Genomic DNA, 17,539 nt, shown 5'->3' with positions numbered 1-17,539 from the left:
CCTATGGAACAGGAGAAAAAGAACTCCCTCGGCGAGCTGATGAAGATTACCATGGAGAATATCAAGGTGATGGCGGACGCCAACACCATCATCGGCACCCCCATTCAGGCGGAGGGTGTCACCCTCATCCCTGTGTCAAAGATGTCCTTCGGCATGGGAGGGGGCGGAACGGAGTTTTCCACAAAATCCGGAGGGACGAAGGACAGCTTTGGCGGCGGCTCCGCCGCCAGCGCCAAGCTGGAGCCGGTGGCCTTCCTGATTGTCAAGGAGGATGGCAGCGTGAAGCTGCTCCCTGTGGCCCCGCCTCCCGCCACCGCTGTGGGCCGGCTCATCGACACGGTGCCTGAGGTGGTGGATAAGGTCACCGGCTTTATTGAGGAGCAGCAGGAGAAGAAGGCCAAAAAGGAAGCGGAGGCCGACTTCGCCGAGTAATAGCCTGCGACTGATCTGGAAGAGGGGCTGTAGGGGCGGATATCTACCGCCCGCAGCTCAGAATAGGCCCTCAAAGCATTGCGGGCGGCTGATAGCCGCCCCTACAGACACAAAAACATAAAATTTCCTGGAAAGAAAGGTAAAAAGCCGTTCCATACTAAGGCCATCGACTGAAAAGAAGGTGGCAGCATGAAGCGGCTTTTTTCGATTGCGCTGGCTGCGGCGCTGCTGTGGGCGGCGCTGCCGGGCGCCGGGGCGGAGCGTGCCCCTGGGGTGTCCGCCGCCAGCGCCGTTTTGATGGACGCGGACAGCGGGCGGGTCCTCTATGAGAAGGACGGCCATACCCGCCGGCCCATCGCCAGCATTACCAAGCTGATGACCGCCCTGACGGCCCTGGAGTCGGGGCACAGTCTGGACGAGACGGTCACCGTGGCCCGGGAGTGGACGGGGGCGGAGGGCTCCTCCCTCTACCTGCGGCCGGGGGAGAGGATCCCGCTGGAGACCCTGCTCTACGGCCTGATGCTCCGCTCAGGCAACGACGCCGCCCTGGCCATCGCCGGCTGGTGCGGCGGCAGTGTGGAGGGCTTTGTGGCCCAAATGAACCAGAAGGCCCGGGAGCTGGGGATGGAGGACACCGCCTTTATCAACCCCAACGGCCTGAACGAGGAGGGCCACTACTCCAGCGCCTGGGACATGGCTCTGCTGGCCCGGGCCTGCCTGGACAACGAGATTTTGGCGAAAATCGCCGCCACCAGGTCCATTACCCTGGGCACCTACACCTTTACCAACCACAACAAGCTCCTCTGGCGCTATGAGGGCTGTATCGGCCTGAAAACCGGATATACCGAGGGGTCGGGCCGGACCCTGGTCAGCGCCGCGAGGCGGGAGGGGACCACCCTGATCTGTGTCACCCTCAACGCCCCCAGCGACTGGGCGGACCACACCGCCCTCCTGGACTGGGGCTTTGCCAGCTATGAGGCCCGGACCCTGGCCAGAGCGGGGGAGCGGGTGGGACAGCTGCCAGTGTCCGGCGGACTGATTCCTGTCTGTCCGGTGGAAACAGCCGGGGCGCTGACCGCCGCTCTGGCCGCCGGCGAGACGGCGGAGGTGGCCTATGAGCTGGACGAGACAGCTCTGGAGGCCCCGGTGAGGGCAGGGACCCGGGTGGGAGAAGCGGTATGTTATGTCAACTCAGAGGAGCTTGCCCGCCTGCCCCTGATTGCCGCTGCGGATGTCCCCCGGGACCAGGCCGGGCCCTCCGGCTGGCTGGGGGGTATCTGGGAACGGATTACCAATTTGTAGCACCTGAGGCCCCCTTCATAAAGGGGGGGCTGTCAGCGAAGCTGACAGGGGGTTTTCTTTACAGGAAAACCCTCCGTCATCCGCCTTGCGGATGTCACCTCCCTTTGCGAAGGGAGGCTTTCCCCTGCGGGGGACGAAGGAGAGGAGGACTGCCCGATGGAGGAGCGCCTGCAAAAACTGATCTCCGCCTGCGGGCTGGCCTCCCGGCGGGCGGCGGAGGAGTGGATTACCGCCGGACGGGTGACGGTCAACGGGGAGAGGGCCCGCCTGGGGGACCGGGCGGACCTGGACCGGGACGCCGTCCTGGTGGACGGCCGGCCCCTGCGGCCCGGGAACGGGAGGACCTATCTCATGCTGAACAAGCCCCGGGGATATGTCACCACCCTCTCCGACGAGAAGGGCCGGAGGACGGTGGCCGGCCTGGTGGCTGGCTGCCCCGCCCGGGTGTGGCCGGTGGGGCGGCTGGACATGGACTCCGAGGGGCTGCTCCTCCTCACCGACGACGGCGCCCTGACCCACCAGCTGCTCCACCCCAGCCACCGGGTGGACAAGGAGTATCTGGTGTGGGTGACCGGGAACATAAACAAGGCCCTGCCCATCCTGTCCGGCCCCATGACACTGGACGGAGAGCCGCTGTCTCCCGCCCGGGTGCGCCGGGGCCGGGACAGCGGCGGGGTTCATCAGCTGGCAATCACCATCCACCAGGGGAAGAACCGGCAGGTGCGCCGGATGTGCGCCCAGGCGGGGCTGGAGGTGCTGCGGCTGAAGCGCATCCGGGAGGGGGGGCTGTCTCTGGACCGATCCCTGAAGCCGGGACAGTGGCGGAATCTGACGGAGGACGAGCTGCTGCGGCTCACCGGCGGGCTGAGCGGTGTCTGAGAGATTTTTGCAGGAAAAATGTGCATTTCCTGCAAAAATCTCTTGCTTTTTTCCGGAAAAAGGAGTATGATGACTTCCAATGAGCAACTCCAAAGGGGCGGAAGCAATGAGTTACGATATCCTGACGGTGATCCAGGAAAATATGGGTGGATTTTCCAAGGGACAGAGGAAAATTGCGGATTACATCCTGAACAGCTACGACAAGGCCGCCTTCATGACGGCCAGCCGGCTTGGCAAAAAGGTGGGGGTCAGTGAGTCCACTGTGGTCCGTTTCGCCTCCGAGCTGGGCTACGACGGATACCCGGACATGCAGCGCTCCATTCAGAAGATGATCCGGAACCGGCTGACCACGGTTCAGCGTATTGAGGTGACCAACGACCGGCTGGGAGATCAGGACCTGCTGTCCATGGTGCTCCAGTCAGACATTGACAAGATCCGGCAGACGCTGGAGGAGCTGGACCGGGAGAGCTTCAACCGGGCGGTGGACGCCATTGTGTCAGCCCGGAAGATTTACATAATCGGCGTGCGGTCCTCTGCCGCCATCGCCTCCTTCCTGCACTTCTACTTCAACCTGATTTTTGACAACGTGGTGCTGGTATCCGCCAGCACTGCCAGCGAAATTTTTGAGAGCCTGCTCCGGGTGGGGGAGGGGGATGTGGTAATCGGCGTCAGCTTTCCCCGATACTCCAGCCGGACCGTCCAGGCTATGAGCTTCGCTCGGGACCGGGGGGCCGCTACGGTGGCCATTACCGACAGTGAGGCCTCCCCCCTGATTCCCATCTCCCAGTATCTGCTGATGGCCCGCAGCGACATGGCCTCCTTTGTGGACTCCCTGGTGGCCCCGCTGTCCCTGGTGAACGCCCTGCTGGTGGCGGTGAGCCAGCGGAAGAACGAGGATGTGGAGCGCACCTTCCGGACTCTGGAGGGCATCTGGGACGAGTACGGCGTGTATGAGAAGGTGCAGGAATGAGTTACTTTTTCTTGAAAGAAAAAGTAACCAAAAAGAACTTTCCTGTGCGTACCGCTCTAAGGTCGGAGGCTTTTGCCTCAATATGCGGATTGATTAAGGGCTGTTGAATTTGAAGAATGATTTGATTGTAGTCGGCGGCGGAGCCGCCGGCATGATGGCGGCCATTGCCGCCGCCCGGCAGGGAGCGTCTGTCACACTGATCGAGCGCAACCAGAAGGTGGGCCGGAAGCTGTATATCACGGGGAAAGGCCGGTGCAACGTGACCAACCACTGCTCCCCCGAGGAGGTGCGGGCCGCCGTGCCCCGGAACGGGAAGTTTCTCTACAGCACCCTGGAGCACACACCCCCCGCCTGGGTGGAGGAATTTTTTGAGGCACTGGGCGTGCCCTTGAAGGTGGAGCGGGGGAATCGGGTCTTTCCCGCATCCGACAAGTCCATCGACATCATCGACGCCCTGTTTTTCGAGTTGAAACGGCTGAAGGTGCCTGTTGTAAACGACCGGGTGTCGGGCGTCTGCCTCCAGGACGGGGCGGTGTGCGCCGTGGAGATGGGGGAAGGCAGGGAGCTCAGCGGCCTCCCCTGCAAGGCTGTGATCCTGGCCACCGGCGGGCTGTCCTACCCCGCCACCGGCTCCACCGGCGACGGCCTGTGGATGGCGGAGGAGCTGGGCCACACCATCGTGACCCCCAGGCCCTCCCTGGTGCCCCTGGAGTCTCCGGACCCCTTCTGCGCCCGGATGCAGGGCCTGGCCCTGAAAAACGTCACTCTGACAGTAAAAAACGGAAAAAAAAAGACGGTTTACCAGGAGCAGGGGGAGCTGCTGTTCACCCATTTCGGCCTGTCCGGACCGCTGGTGCTGTCGGCCAGCGCCCACATGCGGGACTTCGAGAAGGACCAGTACACCTGCGCCATCGACTTGAAGCCCGCCCTGGATGAGCCGGCCCTGGACGCCCGGCTGGTCCGGGAGCTCACCGCTGGAGCCAACCGGGATATGGACAATCTCCTGGGGGCCCTGGCTCCCCGGCTGCTGGTGCCTGTCCTGCTGGAGCAGGCGGATATCCCGGGAAATAAAAAGGCCCACGACCTGACCCGTGGGGAGCGCCGCCGGCTGCTGGAGCTGTTCAAGTGCTTTACCGTGGCGGTGTCCGGCCCCCGGCCGGTTGATGAGGCCATCATCACCGCCGGCGGCGTGAAGGTGTCAGAGGTGGACCCGAAAACCATGATGAGCAGGAAGGTCCCCGGCCTGTTCTTCGCCGGGGAGCTGCTGGACGTGGACGCCTACACCGGCGGCTTTAACCTGCAAATCGCCTGGGCTACCGGCCGGGCGGCGGGCGAGGGCGCGGCGGAGTATGTCCTCGCCGGACAGGCGTTCCTTTCTTGAAAGAAAGGAACCGAAAGAACTTTAGCTGTTAGAGCTTAGGAGCTGCCAATGGAACAGAGCAATTCAGATGTAAAGCTGGGCCGGTTTTTGAGCCTGGTCCTGCGCCACGACCCCCACGCGGCGGGGATCACCCTGGACGAGCACGGCTGGGCGGACGTGAATGAGCTGCTGGCCGGAGTAAACCGAACCGGGCGGAGGATCGACATGGACACCCTGGAGCGGATCGTCCGGGAGAACAACAAGCAGCGGTATTCCTTCAACGGGGACGGCACGAAAATCCGGGCCAATCAGGGCCACTCCCTTCAGGTGGATGTGGAGCTGCGGGAGGAGACCCCGCCCCAATACCTCTACCACGGCACGGCCAGCCGGTTTCTTCCCTCCATTCAAAAGGAGGGTATCCGAAAAATGAGTCGGCAGTATGTCCACCTCTCCGGGGACTTTGAGACGGCCATGGCGGTGGGGAAACGACATGGAAGTCCGGTGGTCATTACCATCGACGCGGCCGCGATGGCCCGGGACGGGGTGAGCTTCTACCGCTCCGAGAACGGCGTTTGGCTGTGTGAGCAGGTGGAGCCCAAGTATTTCGCCTCCTAGCCCAGGTCGCCGCCCAGCGTGACCCCCGTGCGCACCCCCAGACGGAAGCCCTGGACGGCCGTGTCAATACCTGAAAGGAATTTTTATGGATAAAAGTTTGCTGGCTGATTTTGGAAAACGATTGAGGACCCTGCGAGAAGAAAAAGGACTGAAACAGCGGGAAATGGCTGAGATTATGGGAGTTAAGCTGCGTCAGTATCAGCGCTATGAGTATGGTGAGGTCGGTGTGCCTCTGGAGGTACTGAACTTCTTCGCCGATTTCTTCGGCGTAACTACCGATTACCTCCTGGGTCGAGGAGAGTAAAGCCTCCTTTTCCCCGCAAGGGGGACGCCGCATCCGTAAGGCGGCAAAGCCGCCAACGGCTGCGCAGTGAAAGGAGGTGCCCCAGTGCGCACACTGGGGCGGAGGATTGTGTTTCGCGAAGCGAAACGTGCGAAGCAAACAAGATTTGCATAGACTTAGTTTACTTCGTATGTCCGGCTTCGCCGGACGCAATCCTCAGTCAGCTTCGCTGACAGCTCCTTTCAAAAGGAGCCTTAGCCGCCTGCGGGCGGGACGAGAGAAGCAGGAACGGAGCGATCAGCAATGAGATGTAAAAGTATCGCCATTGATGGCCCGGCGGGGGCGGGGAAGAGCACCCTGGCCCGGCAGCTGGCGGAAAAGCTGGGCTTTTTGTATGTAGACACGGGGGCCATCTACCGCACGGTTGCCCTGGCGGTCCTGCGGGCGGGGGCTGACCCGGCTGACCCGGCCCAGGTGATCCCTCTGCTGGAGGGGCTGGACGTGAAAATGGCCTACGGCGAGGACGGGGTCCAGCGGATGTACCTGGCTGGGGAGGACGTGAGCCAGGCCATCCGGGAGCACCGGGTGTCCGGTCTTGCGTCCAAGGTCTCCGCTATTCCGGAGGTGCGGGCCTTTCTGCTGGAGTTCCAGCGCCGTCAGGCCCGGGAGAACGATGTGGTCATGGACGGCCGGGACATCGGCACGGTGGTCCTTCCCCACGCGGACGTGAAGATTTTCCTCACCGCCGCCCCGGAGGCCCGGGCACGCCGCCGCCTGCGTGAGCTGGAGCAGCGGGGACAGGAGGCGGATTTCGACACCGTCCTCCGGGACATCAGGGAGCGGGACTGGCAGGACGAGCACCGGCCCATCGCCCCCCTGAAGCAGGCGGCGGACGCCGCCCTGCTGGACACCACCAATTTGAATCTGGAACAGAGCTGTGACAGGCTGCTGTCCCTGGTAAAGGAGAAGATCGGCCTGTGAGCGAGGATACAGCTGTCAAGTCAGAAAAAAAGGCCAAGGAGACGCCGGAGCAGCGGAAAAAGCGGATGGACTGGTTTTTTCACCTGCTGTACTGCGTCGTTTGGCCCTACTTCCGGCTGATTCACCCGGTGCGGGCGGTGGGCCGGGAGCATATCCCGGAGGGACCGGCGGTCATCTGCCCCAACCACACCACCGCCGGCGACCCCTTCTATGTGGTGTTCGCCTTCGGCTACAGGTGGACCATGCGGGCCATGGCCAAGGTGCAGATCATGCGCGTGCCTTTTATCGGCTGGCTTCTGGAGAAGGCGGGGGTGTTCGGGGTGGACCGGGACACCACCGATGTGAAGGCGGTCAAAACCGCCATGAAGTTCCTGAAGGAGGGCGACAAGCTGCTCATGTTCCCCGAGGGTACCCGGGTCCACGAGGGGGAGGACGTTCAGGCCAAGGTGGGTGCGGCCCTCTTTGCCACCCGGACGGGGGTCCCCCTGCTGCCGGTGTACATACAGCGCAAAAAAAAGCGGTTCCGGCGTAATACCGTGGTAATTGGGGAACCCTATTATCCGGAGTATGAGGGCCGCAAGCCCACCGCCGATGAGCTGCAGGTCATGGCCCAGGAGCTGATGGACCGGGTACAGGCCTTGGGGGAGGGCGTAGAATGAGCAGGGTGGTGCTGGCCCAATCCGCCGGCTTCTGCTACGGCGTGCGCCGGGCGGTGGAGCTGGCGGAGGAAAAGGCGGCCCAGGGCATCCCCTGCGTGATGCTGGGCTCCCTCATCCACAACAGGGACGTGACCGGCCGGCTGGCCGCCCTGGGGCTCCGAACGGTGGAGCAGCCGGAGGAGGTGCCCGACGGAGGGGCGGTAATCATCCGCTCCCACGGGGAGAGCCGGGCGGTCCACCAGGACTTCGCCCGCCGGGGAATTACGGTGTTTGACGCTACCTGTCCCAACGTCACCCACATCCACAAAATTGTGGCTGATGCGGAGGCGCGGGGCCGCCAATGCGTCATCGTGGGCACGGCGGGCCATCCGGAGGTGGTGGCGATTGCCGGGTGGTGCAGGGCTCCTTTGATACTTTCCGGGGCGAAAGAGCTGGAAAAATGGCTGAATGAGGAGGAAAACCGAATCAATTCGCCCCTTACCTTTGTTTCCCAAACCACCTCCACCAAGAAAATTTGGGAAGATTGCGTGAAAAAAGCAAAAAAACTATGTACAAACGCGGAATTTTTTGATACAATATGCGGAGCGACGTCCAAACGCCAGGAGGAGGCCCGCCAGCTCGCGGCCCAATGCGGCCGAATGGTGGTGGTGGGCGATCGGCAGAGCTCCAATACCAGGCGGCTGGCGGAGATTTGCCGAGAATGCTGTTCCGATGTCCGGCTCATTGAGCGGGCGGAGGAGCTCGGCCAGCTTCCTCAAGTGGATATGGTCGGCATCACGGCGGGCGCGTCAACGCCCGCGTGGATAATAAAGGAGGTCTATAACAAAATGAGCGATGAAATCATGGAGATCGAAAAGTCCTTTGCGGAAATGCTGGAGGAGTCGATCAAAACTTTAAATAATGGAGATAAGGTCACCGGCACCGTTGTGGCAATCACGCCCACAGAAGTCCAGGTGGAGCTGGGCGTCAAGTACCCCGGCTACATTGCCCTGTCCGAGCTGAGCGACGACCCCAATGTCAAGCCTGAGGATGTTGTCAAGGTGGGTGACAAGATCGAGTCTCAGGTTATCCAGGTCAGCGACCGGGACTGCATGATTAAGCTGTCCAAGCGCCGTCTGGACATCAATAAGGGCTGGGAGGAGATCGAGGCCGCCCGGGAGAACGAGGCCGTCATGGAGGGCTTCGTCACCGAGGACAACAAGGGCGGCGTGGTGGTCTCTGTCAAGGGCGTGCGGGTGTTCGTCCCCGCCTCTCAGACCGGCCTGCCCCGGGAGACTCCCATGAGCGAGCTGCTCAAGCAGAAGGTCCGCCTGGTCATCACCGAGGTCAACCGGGCCCGCCGCCGGGTGGTGGGCTCCATCAGCCGCGTTACCCGTGCCGAGCGGGCTGCCGCCGCTGAGAAGGTCTGGGCCGAGATCGAGGACGGCAAGCGCTACACCGGCACTGTGAAGTCTCTGACTTCCTACGGCGCCTTTGTGGACATCGGCGGCGTGGACGGCATGGTCCACATCTCCGAGCTGTCCTGGAGCCGCATCAAGCACCCCTCCGAGGTGGTCAAGGTGGGCGACACTGTTGAGGTGTATGTCATCTCCGCCGACAAGGAGAAGAAGAAGATTTCTCTGGGAATGAAGGACCACAGCCAGGACCCCTGGACTGTGTTTACCACCACCTATCAGGTGGGCGACATTGCCAACGTGCGCGTCGTCAAGCTGATGACCTTCGGCGCCTTCGCCGAGGTGGTCCCCGGTGTGGACGGCCTGATCCACATCTCCCAGCTGGCCGATCACCGGGTGGAGAAGCCCGGCGACGTGGTGGCTGAGGGCGACAAGGTGGACGTTAAGATCACCGACGTGGACATGGAGAACAAGAAAATTTCCCTGTCCATCCGCGCCCTGCTGGAGGCTCCCGCCGACGAAGAGTACGAGGAGGATGCTCCCGCCGAGGAGCAGTAAGTCTAATCTGTACAGCTTACGGGCCTGACTGGTTGACAGTCAGGCCCGTTTTCTCTATAAAAAGTATATAAAAATGAAAATTTTGCAAGGAAAATCTTGAAAATTCACCGATTTTTACTTGCAAAATCAGGATAAAATTGTTATAATATGGAATAGAATGAGAATAGGGCGGAACAGAGAAGCGTACATGAGAAGAAAGTGAGGGGCAGAGTGTATCAGATTGGGGATAAGGTTGTCCACCCCATGTATGGGGCGGGCATAGTGGACAGTATCGTCCAAAAGACGGTAGATGGCATGGAACGGGATTATTTTATTCTGGCGCTGCCCAATCGGTCTATGGTTGTGATGGTTCCCACAGAAAACTGCAAAGAAATCGGTGTGCGCCCGGTGGTGGACCGGGAGCAGGCGGACCGCGTTCTCGCGGCTATTCCGGATATCCAGGTGGAGATGACCGCAAATTGGAACCACCGATACCGGGAAAACATGGAGCGGATGAAGAGCGGCGACCTGATCGAGGTGGCCCGGGTCATCAAGGGGCTCACCATCCGGGATCAGAAGCGGGGCCTGTCCACAGGAGAGCGGAAGATGCTCCACTCCGCGAAACAGATCCTCCTGTCCGAGCTGGTGCTGTCCAAGAGCGTCAGCTACGAGTCGGCGGAGGAACAGCTGAACACAGCGCTGGCATAAGCGGGAGAGATGTGCGGGGCGGCTTTTTTGTTCCGAATGGGAATAAAAGGGCCGCCGTATTTTGTATACTGTGAGGAAACGCGATGAATGTCTACCATACACCTCAATATCAGGCACACCGGCAGGCGTGCGCCTTTGTCTTTTCGGAGGAATACCGCTCCACCCTGCCCAGGAAGGAGGAGGCGCTGCCCGGGAGATATTCGGTACGCACCGACTACTATACAGGGCATTTGCAGCACCAGCTCCGCGCCGCACGGCATCAGCTGCTGGACAGCGGGGGCCAAGTGGTGTATACTTGGGACAGCCTGGACTTCGACGGGGAGTTCTGCGCCCTTGTTGGCCACGCCAACGGGAAGCATTACCTGATCTTCCGGGAGGACCTGTACGGCTACAGCGTGCTGGAGGTAGAGACCGGAGAGACGATGCACTACATTCCAGAAAAGTCCTGGCCGCTGGATGGGCGGATAGGGGAGGAGACCTTCATCTGGACCAACGCGGCTTACGACCCGGAGACCGATCTGCTGGCCGTTTGGGGCTGCTTCTGGGCCTGTCCTGGCTCTATGGTTTTTTTGGATTTCTCCGCCCCTCTGGAGGAGCAGGGCTGCGGCCGCTGGGTGGAGATGCACGAGATCATGGACCCGGACTACGAGCTTTTTGATGATATCAGGATGGTAAATTGGAATGTCCGCGGCTGGACGTGCTTTGAATGCACCAGCGCCTCAGAGGACACCGGCTGGACCGAGGAGCTGGTGTTCCGGGAAAAGATCCTGGATGCGGTGCGGAAGAAAAAATTGACAGATAAGGAGTGAGGCCCATGGCGGGACTGCTGTCGCTGTTCAGAGGGAAAAAGGACCGGGAGCCCAAGTGCGCGGCCATCATCGTGTCGGCCGGCCTGGCCCGGCGGATGGGGGGGATCGACAAGGTGCTGGCCCCCCTGGGGGAGCTGCCCGTGCTGGTCCACACCCTCTACGCCTTTCAGGACTGCCCGGTTGTTGAGGAGATCGTGGTGGTGGCCCGGGAGGACCTGCTGGTAGAGGTGGGCCGCATCTGCAAGGACTTCGTTTTTGACAAGGTGACCAAGGTGGTGGTGGGGGGCGAGGAGCGCATCCACTCCGTCCAGGCCGGCCTGCGGGAGATCAGTCCGAAGGCGGAGCTCATCGCCATCCACGACGGGGCCCGGCCCCTGGTGACTCAGGAGGTTATCCGGGACGCGGTGTCCAGGGCCGCCCTCACCGGAGCGGCTGCTCCCGCGATCCCCCTGACGGATACCATCAAGCGAAGCGAGGATGGCCTGGTGATGGAGACGGTGGACCGCTCCCAGCTATGGGCGGTGCAGACCCCCCAGGTCTTTGAGGCTGGCCTGATTAAAGGCGCCGTCCAGAAGGCGATTGACGACAATGAGCTGCTCACCGACGACTGCGGTGCGGTGGAGCGGCTGGGGATGAAGGTCACGCTCACCCAGGGCAGCCGGGAAAACCTCAAAATCACCACCCCTCTGGACCTGGTTCTGGGGGAGGCTATCCTGCGGGCCAGAGCGGAGGAGGGAGAGTGGCGATGCAGGGAGTGAGAGTCGGCCACGGCTATGACGTCCACCGGCTGACGGAGGGGCGGAGGCTCATCCTGGGCGGGGTAGACGTCCCCTGGGAGAGAGGCCTGCTGGGGCACTCCGACGCCGACGTGCTCACCCACGCTGTGATGGACGCCCTGCTGGGGGCGGCGGGCCTGGGGGACATCGGACGGCATTTCCCGGACAATGATCCCGCCTATGCCGGCGCGGACAGCCTGAGGCTGCTGGAGCACGTGGTGGGGCTGCTGAGAGAGCAGGGGTACTGTGTGGGCAATGTGGACGCCACGGTCCTGGCTCAGCGGCCCAAGCTGGCCCCCCATATCCCCGGCATGCGGGATAATCTGGCCCGAGTGATGGGGGTGGACCCCGGACAGGTCAACGTAAAGGCCACCACAGAGGAGGGCCTGGGCTTCACCGGCTCCGGCGAGGGCATGGCCGCCCACGCGGTGGCGCTGATTGAGAGGATATGAGAAAAGCCCAGCGCAAGCCGGGCTTTTTTCCTTGAAGAATATGTCGAAGCGTGCTATAATCAGAGCATGATACCGCCATAAAGCAGGCGGGCAGGACTCTCCGGACTGGGAGGGTGCTTCCAAGCCTCTCCCAATGGGAGAGGGGGTGATTTGATGCTTACTTACTCAGACCTGTTTCAGTTTTGTCTGGTAATCATCGGCATCATTAGTCTGGTTGTCCAGATCATCAATCATAAAAGGAAGTAACCACCCAGGCCCCAAACCGCGGGTGGTTACTTCTTTGTAACTTAACCGGAGAGCCCGCCGTCTGCGGCGGTATCATCCTTGTCTCCATTATACCAGCTTTCGCCGCCTTGTCAAGGGCGGTTTTATTTTGCTCTTGACAAAGTTCTAGCTACACTATATAATGTAGCTAGAACGGAGGTGAGGTTTTGGCTCCTGAAAGCAGGGCTGAGTATTTTCGCAGACGCCGAGAGACAATCGGACAGTTGAATGTTGCGGTTTCCAAGGAGCGACTGAGTGCTTTGGAAGAAAAGCTGAAAAACCAAGGAAAAACTAAGACGCAGTGGGTCAACGAGAAGATTGACGAAGAGCTCAGTCCAGAAAAATAAGACAACCGAGCCCCATAGCAAGGCAGTCTCGGTTGTCTGATACCACACCCGGAGGAATGGCAAATCTCATTATGCCACAACTCCCGGTGAAAATCAAGGAGGAAAACATGGACTGGGAACTTTTGAACGACCTGGAGGAGGCCTTCGGTCAGCTGTCAGATGGTTTGATCGCCATGAAGCTGATGACGTTCGGACTGGAGGACATGCAGGACCCAAAAGTGGACGGATTTTACGCGGCCAGGCCGGAGAGGAGATTCGCCGTCGTGCTGGCGCAGGCGGCTGTTGTGAAAGCAATCGCGTAAGGTAAGGGCCCTGTGTGAATACACAGGGCCCTCCTCATCAGCTGGTAGGCAGGGGCTGGACGGAGACCCGAAGCTGGGCGGGGGAATGGGGGTACTGCCGGGCGAAGGCCCGGGTGATCCGGGTGCAGACCATCCGGCTGTTCTCATAGGAGGCCTGGGGGAGCAGCAGAACATACTGGGAGGAGCTGCACCGGGCGGCGGCGTCTCCCCGGCGCAGGTGGACAAGGATGATATCTCCCAGGTTGTCCATGACCCGCTTCAGGCTGCTTTGAGACAGGGTGCTGTCTCCCTCGCCTATGACGGAGAGCAGGCCGATGTGGACCAGGCCGCCGCTGCGGCCCGCAGCCCGGGCCGTGGAGTGACAGATGATGCGGAAGAAATCAAATTCACAGATGAGCGCCCCCGGCTGCGGAAGCTCCTGGAGCCGTTCCAGCAGGACGACGGGAGAGATAGACCGGGAGCTGCTGCTGCGCTGGACCCGGCGATAGAGCTCCCGCAGCCCGTCTGAGGGCAGCGTTCCCCGGCAGGCCAGCAGACGCTCCTGAAAGTCCTCATAGACCTGGGCGGCCTCCTGCCGGCGGTTCAGGTGGAACAGGGCGTCCATATGGGCGCGGCACAGCTCCTCCTGGCAGGGCTCCAGAGCGAAGGCGGTGCCGGACAGCTCCGCCGCCTCCTGCCAGCGCTCCTGTCCGGCCAGCAGAGGCAGAGTGTCCAGCGCCGTGTCCAGATAGAGGCGGAGGAGCGTCTCCCGCTGAGAGGCGGCCCAGGGGTGCTGAGCCAGGGCGGGGAGATAATCCCCCCGATACAGGGCCAGAGCCTGCAGCCCTAAAGCCAGCCGGCGGTCCTCATCCTGAACGCCGCGGAGGGTGTGGCACAGGCCGAGGAACTCCTCCACATCCACAGTGAGGGGCAGGTCCGGGTCCCACTGGCAGCCGCCCTCCCGGCTGAGGATCAGCGCCCGGCCCCCCTCTGGCCACAGCTCGTCCAGGAGGTTCCGGGCCCGGTGAAGGATGGCCTTCAGGGAGTTAAAGGTGGAGGGATCGGAGGACTGGTCCTCCCACAGCAGGTCGGACAGCTCACGGTATGAGACGGTGCGGTCCCGCTCACGGATCAGGCAGGCCAGCAGCAGGCAGAGCTTGCGGGAGCGGGCGCTGACCGTGACCTCGCTGTCCTCCCGGCGGATGGAGAAGCCGCCCAGCATATTGACCTGCATCGTGACAGGCTCCATGATTTTCCCCCCTAAACCGGATTGGATATTAAGAGAATAGCATATTTTTTGCGCCTTTTCAAGGAAATATAAAAATAATCCCCCGGCGGGGGATTATTTCTGTTATCGACGGCCGAAGCCTCCGCCCCGGGAGCCTCCCCCTCCGGAGAAGCCGCCTCCCCGGCCGCCAGAAAACCCGCCGCCTCGGGAGAAGCCGCCCCCGGAGAAGCCTCCGCCCCGGCCACTGCCGAAGCCGCCTCCCCGGCCGCCGGAGAACCCTCCGCCCCGGGAGGAGCCGCTGCCGGAGAAGCCGCCCCCTCTGGGGCCGTTGAAGCCGGAGAAGCCCCCGCCGTTTCCAGGACCGGGTCCGCCCGGCCCTCTGGGAGGACGGGGCGGGGGAGGAGGAGGCTGACGCCAGTGCCTGCGGTACCAGGAGGTGCCCGGCCCGTGCCAGAAGAAGATGGGCCGGAACATCACCGGGGGATTGACTACGCCGTAGTAACGCTGCCGGTAGACGTTGTAGCGGGACTGATCAATGGCATTGATGACCAGGACGATGGCAATCAGGATAAAGACCAGCATGACAACGCCGATAAAGGTGTCTCCGCCGGAGGAGTAGCCCGGGGTATAGGAGCCGCTGTTGTCCAGATAGCCCAGGCCGTAGTTGTCCACATAGAACTGATTCAGCTCCAGAAACAGGTTGATGACGCCCTCGCCGTATTTTCCGCTCTCAACATACGGCTTGAGAGCCCTGTTTGTGTAGGTGGAGATCTGGCTGTCCGTCAGGGGGTAGTCCGGACTGGCGGCCAGATAGGCGTCCTTGGCGGAGGCGTCGATCACCAGGATGGCATCGGAGCCGGACAGGCTGATCTCTGCGCCGAGGGTATAGGCGTAGTCGTCAATACTGCCGGATACCGACTCCTTGACCGCCACGGCGATAATGCTGTCATACCGCTGGGCCCAGTTGGCGTTGTACAGGCTGAGCTGCCGCTCCTGCTGGGAGGACAGGGTTCCCGTCTCGTCCAGAATATAGTCGGTATAGCCCTCAACAGGCAGGCTCTCGTCCAGGGCGGCGCTGCCGGAGGGCAACGGCTCAGGCTGTCCCCCCTTGACCTGTCCGATTCCCACGGCCGCCGCGATCATCACGGCGGTGAGCAGCCAGGCAAACCAGGTTTTTTTGAAAAGCTTCATGGTGTGTTCCTTTCACAGTGGACACTATTGTTTAAAAAAAGAGGGAATTCTAACCAGCGGCTCTCTTCAAGGCGCTCCATCCACTTCATGAGAAAGCCAATACGGGGCGTGCAGAGATAACTGGTGTAATTGGGAGACTTCTCAAAACGTCGGAAGGTCACATTGTCCCTTCCAATATTATACAAAAATTCCCATTGACAAAAAATTCCCAGCATCTGATCTCTTACTTCCATATGGAATCCGCTTTTATATGGAAGGGTGAGCAGAGGGCCGCCCTCTCTATGTGTCTCATCGGGGAGCGCCAAAAAGAGCGCGAATTTTTCGCCCGCATATGGCTTGCTCTGCCCATGCAGTCCCATGGTGACCATCTGCATGTCAAAAAAAGAGGCGGGACGGGGCCAGGAAACCGCTGTCCACCGGGGCGCGTCCGGAAGCGAGGCAATCCGGAGAAGATATTCGCTCCCTCCGCACTCGGGCGGAATGGCGCAGGGGTATTCCGATAAATAACTCTGTACATGCTTGGGAGAACAGCTGTGCACCAGAGAAAAGCAGGTGTATCCGCTGAGAGAAAAAGGAGTTTCTGGCGGCGGATGTTCCGCTCCGCCGCTGGGCCATTGAAAAAGCCTCATCGCAGCTTCTGTTATCCCCGCAGCTCCAGCAGCTTCTGCTTCAGCTCGCCCTCGATTCTCCCCAGCTCCTTCTCGGCCTCTTTCCGCTTCTGGGCGCCCTCGGTCTGAATCTTCATCACCTCATCCAGGGTGGTGATGAGCTGCTGGTTGGTGTGCTGGAGGGTCTCGATGGAGACCACGCTCCGCTCGGCCTCCTTGGCGGTTTCGATGGTGCCCATTTTCAGCATGTCGGCGTTCTTTTGCAGCAGCTGGTTGGTCATATCAGTGACGGCGGACTGGGCCGCCACCGCCTGACGGCCGTGCTCCAGCCCCAGGGCCAGCACCATCTGGCTCTTCCACAGGGGGATGGTGTTCACCAGGGAGGACTGGATCTTCTCCAGCATCTGGGTATCGTTGTTTTGCAGAAGGCGGGTCTGGGGGCCCATCTGGATGGAGATCATCCGGGTGAGCTCCAGGTCGTGGAGCTTCTTCTCAAAGCGGCTGCACAGGTTGGCGAAGTCGTTGTAGGCCTGGGCGTCCTCCTGGGCGCCGGTGGTCTCCGCCTTCTTTTTCAGCTCCGCCAGGTCGTGGGTGCGCAGATACTCCAGCCGCTTCTTGCCGGCCAGGATATACATGGTGAGCTCCTTGTAATACTTGGTGTTCAGCTCATACATCTTGTCGAACATGGCCACGTCCTTCATCAGCGTGACCTGATGGTTCTCCAGCACCTTGACGATCTTGTCCACATTGACCTCAGCCTTGGAGTAGCTGGCCTTCAGGGCCTCCAGCTCGTTTCTCTTCTTCTGGAAGAAGCCGCCGATACCCTTTTTCTCCGGCTGGCCGAAGGTTTTCAGCTCCACCACCAGGGAGGACAGGGCCTCGCCCACCTCGCCCAGGTCCTTGGTCTTGACGTTGTTCAGGGCGCTCTCGGAGAAGGCGGCGATGTTCTTCTGGGCCGCCGCCCCGTAGTTGAGCACCAGATTGCTGTCGGTGACGTCGATTTTCTGGGAAAAATCCTCCACCATCTTCTTCTCCGCCTCGCTGAGCATGGACTCGTCCAGCTTGACGGCGTTGGCGTCCCGGGCGGCCTGGGCCGCCTCGTCCACCTGGGGGGCCGCCGGAGCGGAGGGCTCCAGGGTCAGCTCGGGCGCGGCCACCGCCTGGGCGGCGGAGGGCTCGAAGGTCAGCTCAGGGGTAGTAGATAAGTTCAGTTCGTCACTCATGGTTTTGTTCCTCCTGTCGTTTTTTAGCATAGTTCATCCACCAGAATACCGCGTCGGCGGTAAATATTACGGCGGCTATGATTCGCAGCGAGCCCGCACCCCGTTGCAGGATAAGGGCAATGGCGAGGATTGCCGAAATTGTCCATGCAATCGCCATAAACAGAGCGTGTATCTTGTCGGTGTATTTCTTCATGGTTCGCTCCTTTCCTGTAGGGGCGCACATTGTGCGCCCGCAAAAAC

22 protein-coding genes are annotated in these 17,539 nt (G+C 61.3%); 17 read left to right on the top strand and 5 right to left on the bottom strand.

All coding sequences use genetic code 11. The features are described 5' to 3' along the window. Window positions 1-3: 3 nt before the first annotated feature. The 17 genes from D1641_RS00685 to D1641_RS00610 all read left to right on the top strand — a co-directional run bounded on the left by D1641_RS00685 (window position 4) and on the right by D1641_RS00610 (window position 13,070). Entirely contained in the window at window positions 4-432 is a 429-nt protein-coding gene (locus D1641_RS00685) for a spore germination protein GerW family protein (RefSeq protein WP_160662466.1), read from the top strand. 189 nt (window positions 433-621) lie between these two features. Then, window positions 622-1,734: a D-alanyl-D-alanine carboxypeptidase family protein gene (locus D1641_RS00680; protein WP_160662465.1), complete on the top strand. Its 1,113-nt coding sequence runs from the start codon at window positions 622-624 to the stop codon at window positions 1,732-1,734. A gap of 156 nt (window positions 1,735-1,890) precedes the next feature. After that, the gene (locus D1641_RS00675; protein ID WP_160662464.1) at window positions 1,891-2,613 is read left to right on the top strand and encodes a pseudouridine synthase; all 723 of its coding nucleotides are present in this window, start codon (window positions 1,891-1,893) and stop codon (window positions 2,611-2,613) included. A gap of 106 nt (window positions 2,614-2,719) precedes the next feature. Next, window positions 2,720-3,583: a MurR/RpiR family transcriptional regulator gene (locus D1641_RS00670; protein WP_160662497.1), complete on the top strand. Its 864-nt coding sequence runs from the start codon at window positions 2,720-2,722 to the stop codon at window positions 3,581-3,583. A gap of 109 nt (window positions 3,584-3,692) precedes the next feature. Then, the gene (locus D1641_RS00665; protein ID WP_201757167.1) at window positions 3,693-4,964 is read left to right on the top strand and encodes an NAD(P)/FAD-dependent oxidoreductase; all 1,272 of its coding nucleotides are present in this window, start codon (window positions 3,693-3,695) and stop codon (window positions 4,962-4,964) included. A 48-nt stretch (window positions 4,965-5,012) separates the two neighbouring features. Beyond that, window positions 5,013-5,558 (top strand): RNA 2'-phosphotransferase, encoded by a 546-nt coding sequence (locus D1641_RS00660; protein ID WP_160662462.1) that lies wholly within the window; start codon window positions 5,013-5,015, stop codon window positions 5,556-5,558. Between the two features lie 85 nt (window positions 5,559-5,643). Then, window positions 5,644-5,862 carry a helix-turn-helix transcriptional regulator gene (locus D1641_RS00655; protein ID WP_160662461.1) on the top strand — a complete coding sequence of 73 codons (219 nt, stop codon included), beginning with the start codon at window positions 5,644-5,646 and terminating at the stop codon, window positions 5,860-5,862. Window positions 5,863-6,144: 282 nt separating this feature from the next. After that, window positions 6,145-6,822, top strand: a complete 678-nt coding sequence (gene cmk / locus D1641_RS00650; RefSeq protein WP_160662460.1) for a (d)CMP kinase — start codon at window positions 6,145-6,147, stop codon at window positions 6,820-6,822. After that, the gene (locus tag D1641_RS00645; RefSeq protein WP_347707359.1) at window positions 6,819-7,481 is read left to right on the top strand and encodes a lysophospholipid acyltransferase family protein; all 663 of its coding nucleotides are present in this window, start codon (window positions 6,819-6,821) and stop codon (window positions 7,479-7,481) included. The genes cmk and D1641_RS00645 overlap by 4 nt, the downstream gene beginning before the upstream one ends. Further along, complete coding sequence (locus tag D1641_RS00640) at window positions 7,478-9,433, top strand: bifunctional 4-hydroxy-3-methylbut-2-enyl diphosphate reductase/30S ribosomal protein S1 (protein ID WP_160662459.1); 1,956 nt, start codon at window positions 7,478-7,480, stop codon at window positions 9,431-9,433. Before D1641_RS00645 ends, D1641_RS00640 begins: the two co-directional genes overlap by 4 nt. A 210-nt stretch (window positions 9,434-9,643) precedes the next feature. Further along, entirely contained in the window at window positions 9,644-10,120 is a 477-nt protein-coding gene (locus D1641_RS00635; protein WP_160662458.1) for a CarD family transcriptional regulator, read from the top strand. Between the two features lie 83 nt (window positions 10,121-10,203). After that, window positions 10,204-10,929 (top strand): hypothetical protein, encoded by a 726-nt coding sequence (locus D1641_RS00630; protein ID WP_160662457.1) that lies wholly within the window; start codon window positions 10,204-10,206, stop codon window positions 10,927-10,929. A gap of 5 nt (window positions 10,930-10,934) precedes the next feature. After that, window positions 10,935-11,687 carry a 2-C-methyl-D-erythritol 4-phosphate cytidylyltransferase gene (gene ispD / locus D1641_RS00625; RefSeq protein WP_160662456.1) on the top strand — a complete coding sequence of 251 codons (753 nt, stop codon included), beginning with the start codon at window positions 10,935-10,937 and terminating at the stop codon, window positions 11,685-11,687. Further along, entirely contained in the window at window positions 11,675-12,157 is a 483-nt protein-coding gene (gene ispF / locus D1641_RS00620) for a 2-C-methyl-D-erythritol 2,4-cyclodiphosphate synthase (RefSeq protein ID WP_160662455.1), read from the top strand. Before ispD ends, ispF begins: the two co-directional genes overlap by 13 nt. 153 nt (window positions 12,158-12,310) lie before the next feature. Beyond that, window positions 12,311-12,403, top strand: a complete 93-nt coding sequence (locus D1641_RS19820; RefSeq protein ID WP_347707358.1) for a putative holin-like toxin — start codon at window positions 12,311-12,313, stop codon at window positions 12,401-12,403. 185 nt (window positions 12,404-12,588) lie between these two features. After that, on the top strand, window positions 12,589-12,768 hold the full coding sequence (locus D1641_RS00615; protein WP_160662454.1) for a hypothetical protein: 180 nt from the start codon (window positions 12,589-12,591) through the stop codon (window positions 12,766-12,768). A 107-nt stretch (window positions 12,769-12,875) separates the two neighbouring features. After that, window positions 12,876-13,070: a hypothetical protein gene (locus D1641_RS00610; RefSeq protein WP_160662453.1), complete on the top strand. Its 195-nt coding sequence runs from the start codon at window positions 12,876-12,878 to the stop codon at window positions 13,068-13,070. A gap of 37 nt (window positions 13,071-13,107) precedes the next feature. Here the strand turns inward: D1641_RS00610 and D1641_RS00605 are convergent, their stop codons facing one another. The 5 genes from D1641_RS00605 to D1641_RS00585 form a co-directional block, all read right to left on the bottom strand. Next, on the bottom strand, window positions 13,108-14,298 hold the full coding sequence (locus tag D1641_RS00605) for a BTAD domain-containing putative transcriptional regulator (RefSeq protein WP_160662452.1): 1,191 nt from the start codon (window positions 14,296-14,298) through the stop codon (window positions 13,108-13,110). Window positions 14,299-14,400: 102 nt separating this feature from the next. Then, the gene (locus D1641_RS00600) at window positions 14,401-15,468 is read right to left on the bottom strand and encodes a TPM domain-containing protein (RefSeq protein WP_160662451.1); all 1,068 of its coding nucleotides are present in this window, start codon (window positions 15,466-15,468) and stop codon (window positions 14,401-14,403) included. Further along, complete coding sequence (locus tag D1641_RS00595) at window positions 15,465-15,827, bottom strand: hypothetical protein (RefSeq protein WP_160662450.1); 363 nt, start codon at window positions 15,825-15,827, stop codon at window positions 15,465-15,467. Before D1641_RS00595 ends, D1641_RS00600 begins: the two co-directional genes overlap by 4 nt. 281 nt (window positions 15,828-16,108) lie before the next feature. Then, the gene (locus D1641_RS00590) at window positions 16,109-17,299 is read right to left on the bottom strand and encodes a toxic anion resistance protein (protein WP_160662449.1); all 1,191 of its coding nucleotides are present in this window, start codon (window positions 17,297-17,299) and stop codon (window positions 16,109-16,111) included. After that, window positions 17,292-17,492 carry a hypothetical protein gene (locus D1641_RS00585; protein WP_160662448.1) on the bottom strand — a complete coding sequence of 67 codons (201 nt, stop codon included), beginning with the start codon at window positions 17,490-17,492 and terminating at the stop codon, window positions 17,292-17,294. The genes D1641_RS00590 and D1641_RS00585 overlap by 8 nt, the downstream gene beginning before the upstream one ends. Window positions 17,493-17,539 lie beyond the last annotated feature (47 nt).

This window comes from Colidextribacter sp. OB.20 (genome assembly GCF_009911595.1).
Taxonomy (GTDB): Bacteria; Bacillota; Clostridia; order Oscillospirales; family Oscillospiraceae; genus Lawsonibacter.
This window is presented reverse-complemented; position numbering and strand designations above follow the sequence as displayed.

Coding starts and splice junctions, on each gene's coding strand:
- D1641_RS00680 (WP_160662465.1), top strand. CDS start 622: ATGAAGCGGCTTTTTTCGATTGCGCTGGCTGCGGCGCTGCTGTGGGCG.
- cmk (WP_160662460.1), top strand. CDS start 6,145: ATGAGATGTAAAAGTATCGCCATTGATGGCCCGGCGGGGGCGGGGAAG.
- D1641_RS00630 (WP_160662457.1), top strand. CDS start 10,204: ATGAATGTCTACCATACACCTCAATATCAGGCACACCGGCAGGCGTGC.
- D1641_RS00670 (WP_160662497.1), top strand. CDS start 2,720: ATGAGTTACGATATCCTGACGGTGATCCAGGAAAATATGGGTGGATTT.
- ispD (WP_160662456.1), top strand. CDS start 10,935: ATGGCGGGACTGCTGTCGCTGTTCAGAGGGAAAAAGGACCGGGAGCCC.
- D1641_RS00655 (WP_160662461.1), top strand. CDS start 5,644: ATGGATAAAAGTTTGCTGGCTGATTTTGGAAAACGATTGAGGACCCTG.
- D1641_RS00605 (WP_160662452.1), bottom strand. CDS start 14,298: ATGGAGCCTGTCACGATGCAGGTCAATATGCTGGGCGGCTTCTCCATC.
- D1641_RS19820 (WP_347707358.1), top strand. CDS start 12,311: ATGCTTACTTACTCAGACCTGTTTCAGTTTTGTCTGGTAATCATCGGC.
- D1641_RS00640 (WP_160662459.1), top strand. CDS start 7,478: ATGAGCAGGGTGGTGCTGGCCCAATCCGCCGGCTTCTGCTACGGCGTG.
- D1641_RS00675 (WP_160662464.1), top strand. CDS start 1,891: ATGGAGGAGCGCCTGCAAAAACTGATCTCCGCCTGCGGGCTGGCCTCC.
- D1641_RS00685 (WP_160662466.1), top strand. CDS start 4: ATGGAACAGGAGAAAAAGAACTCCCTCGGCGAGCTGATGAAGATTACC.
- D1641_RS00595 (WP_160662450.1), bottom strand. CDS start 15,827: ATGGGACTGCATGGGCAGAGCAAGCCATATGCGGGCGAAAAATTCGCG.
- D1641_RS00600 (WP_160662451.1), bottom strand. CDS start 15,468: ATGAAGCTTTTCAAAAAAACCTGGTTTGCCTGGCTGCTCACCGCCGTG.
- D1641_RS00585 (WP_160662448.1), bottom strand. CDS start 17,492: ATGAAGAAATACACCGACAAGATACACGCTCTGTTTATGGCGATTGCA.
- D1641_RS00660 (WP_160662462.1), top strand. CDS start 5,013: ATGGAACAGAGCAATTCAGATGTAAAGCTGGGCCGGTTTTTGAGCCTG.
- D1641_RS00590 (WP_160662449.1), bottom strand. CDS start 17,299: ATGAGTGACGAACTGAACTTATCTACTACCCCTGAGCTGACCTTCGAG.
- ispF (WP_160662455.1), top strand. CDS start 11,675: ATGCAGGGAGTGAGAGTCGGCCACGGCTATGACGTCCACCGGCTGACG.
- D1641_RS00610 (WP_160662453.1), top strand. CDS start 12,876: ATGGACTGGGAACTTTTGAACGACCTGGAGGAGGCCTTCGGTCAGCTG.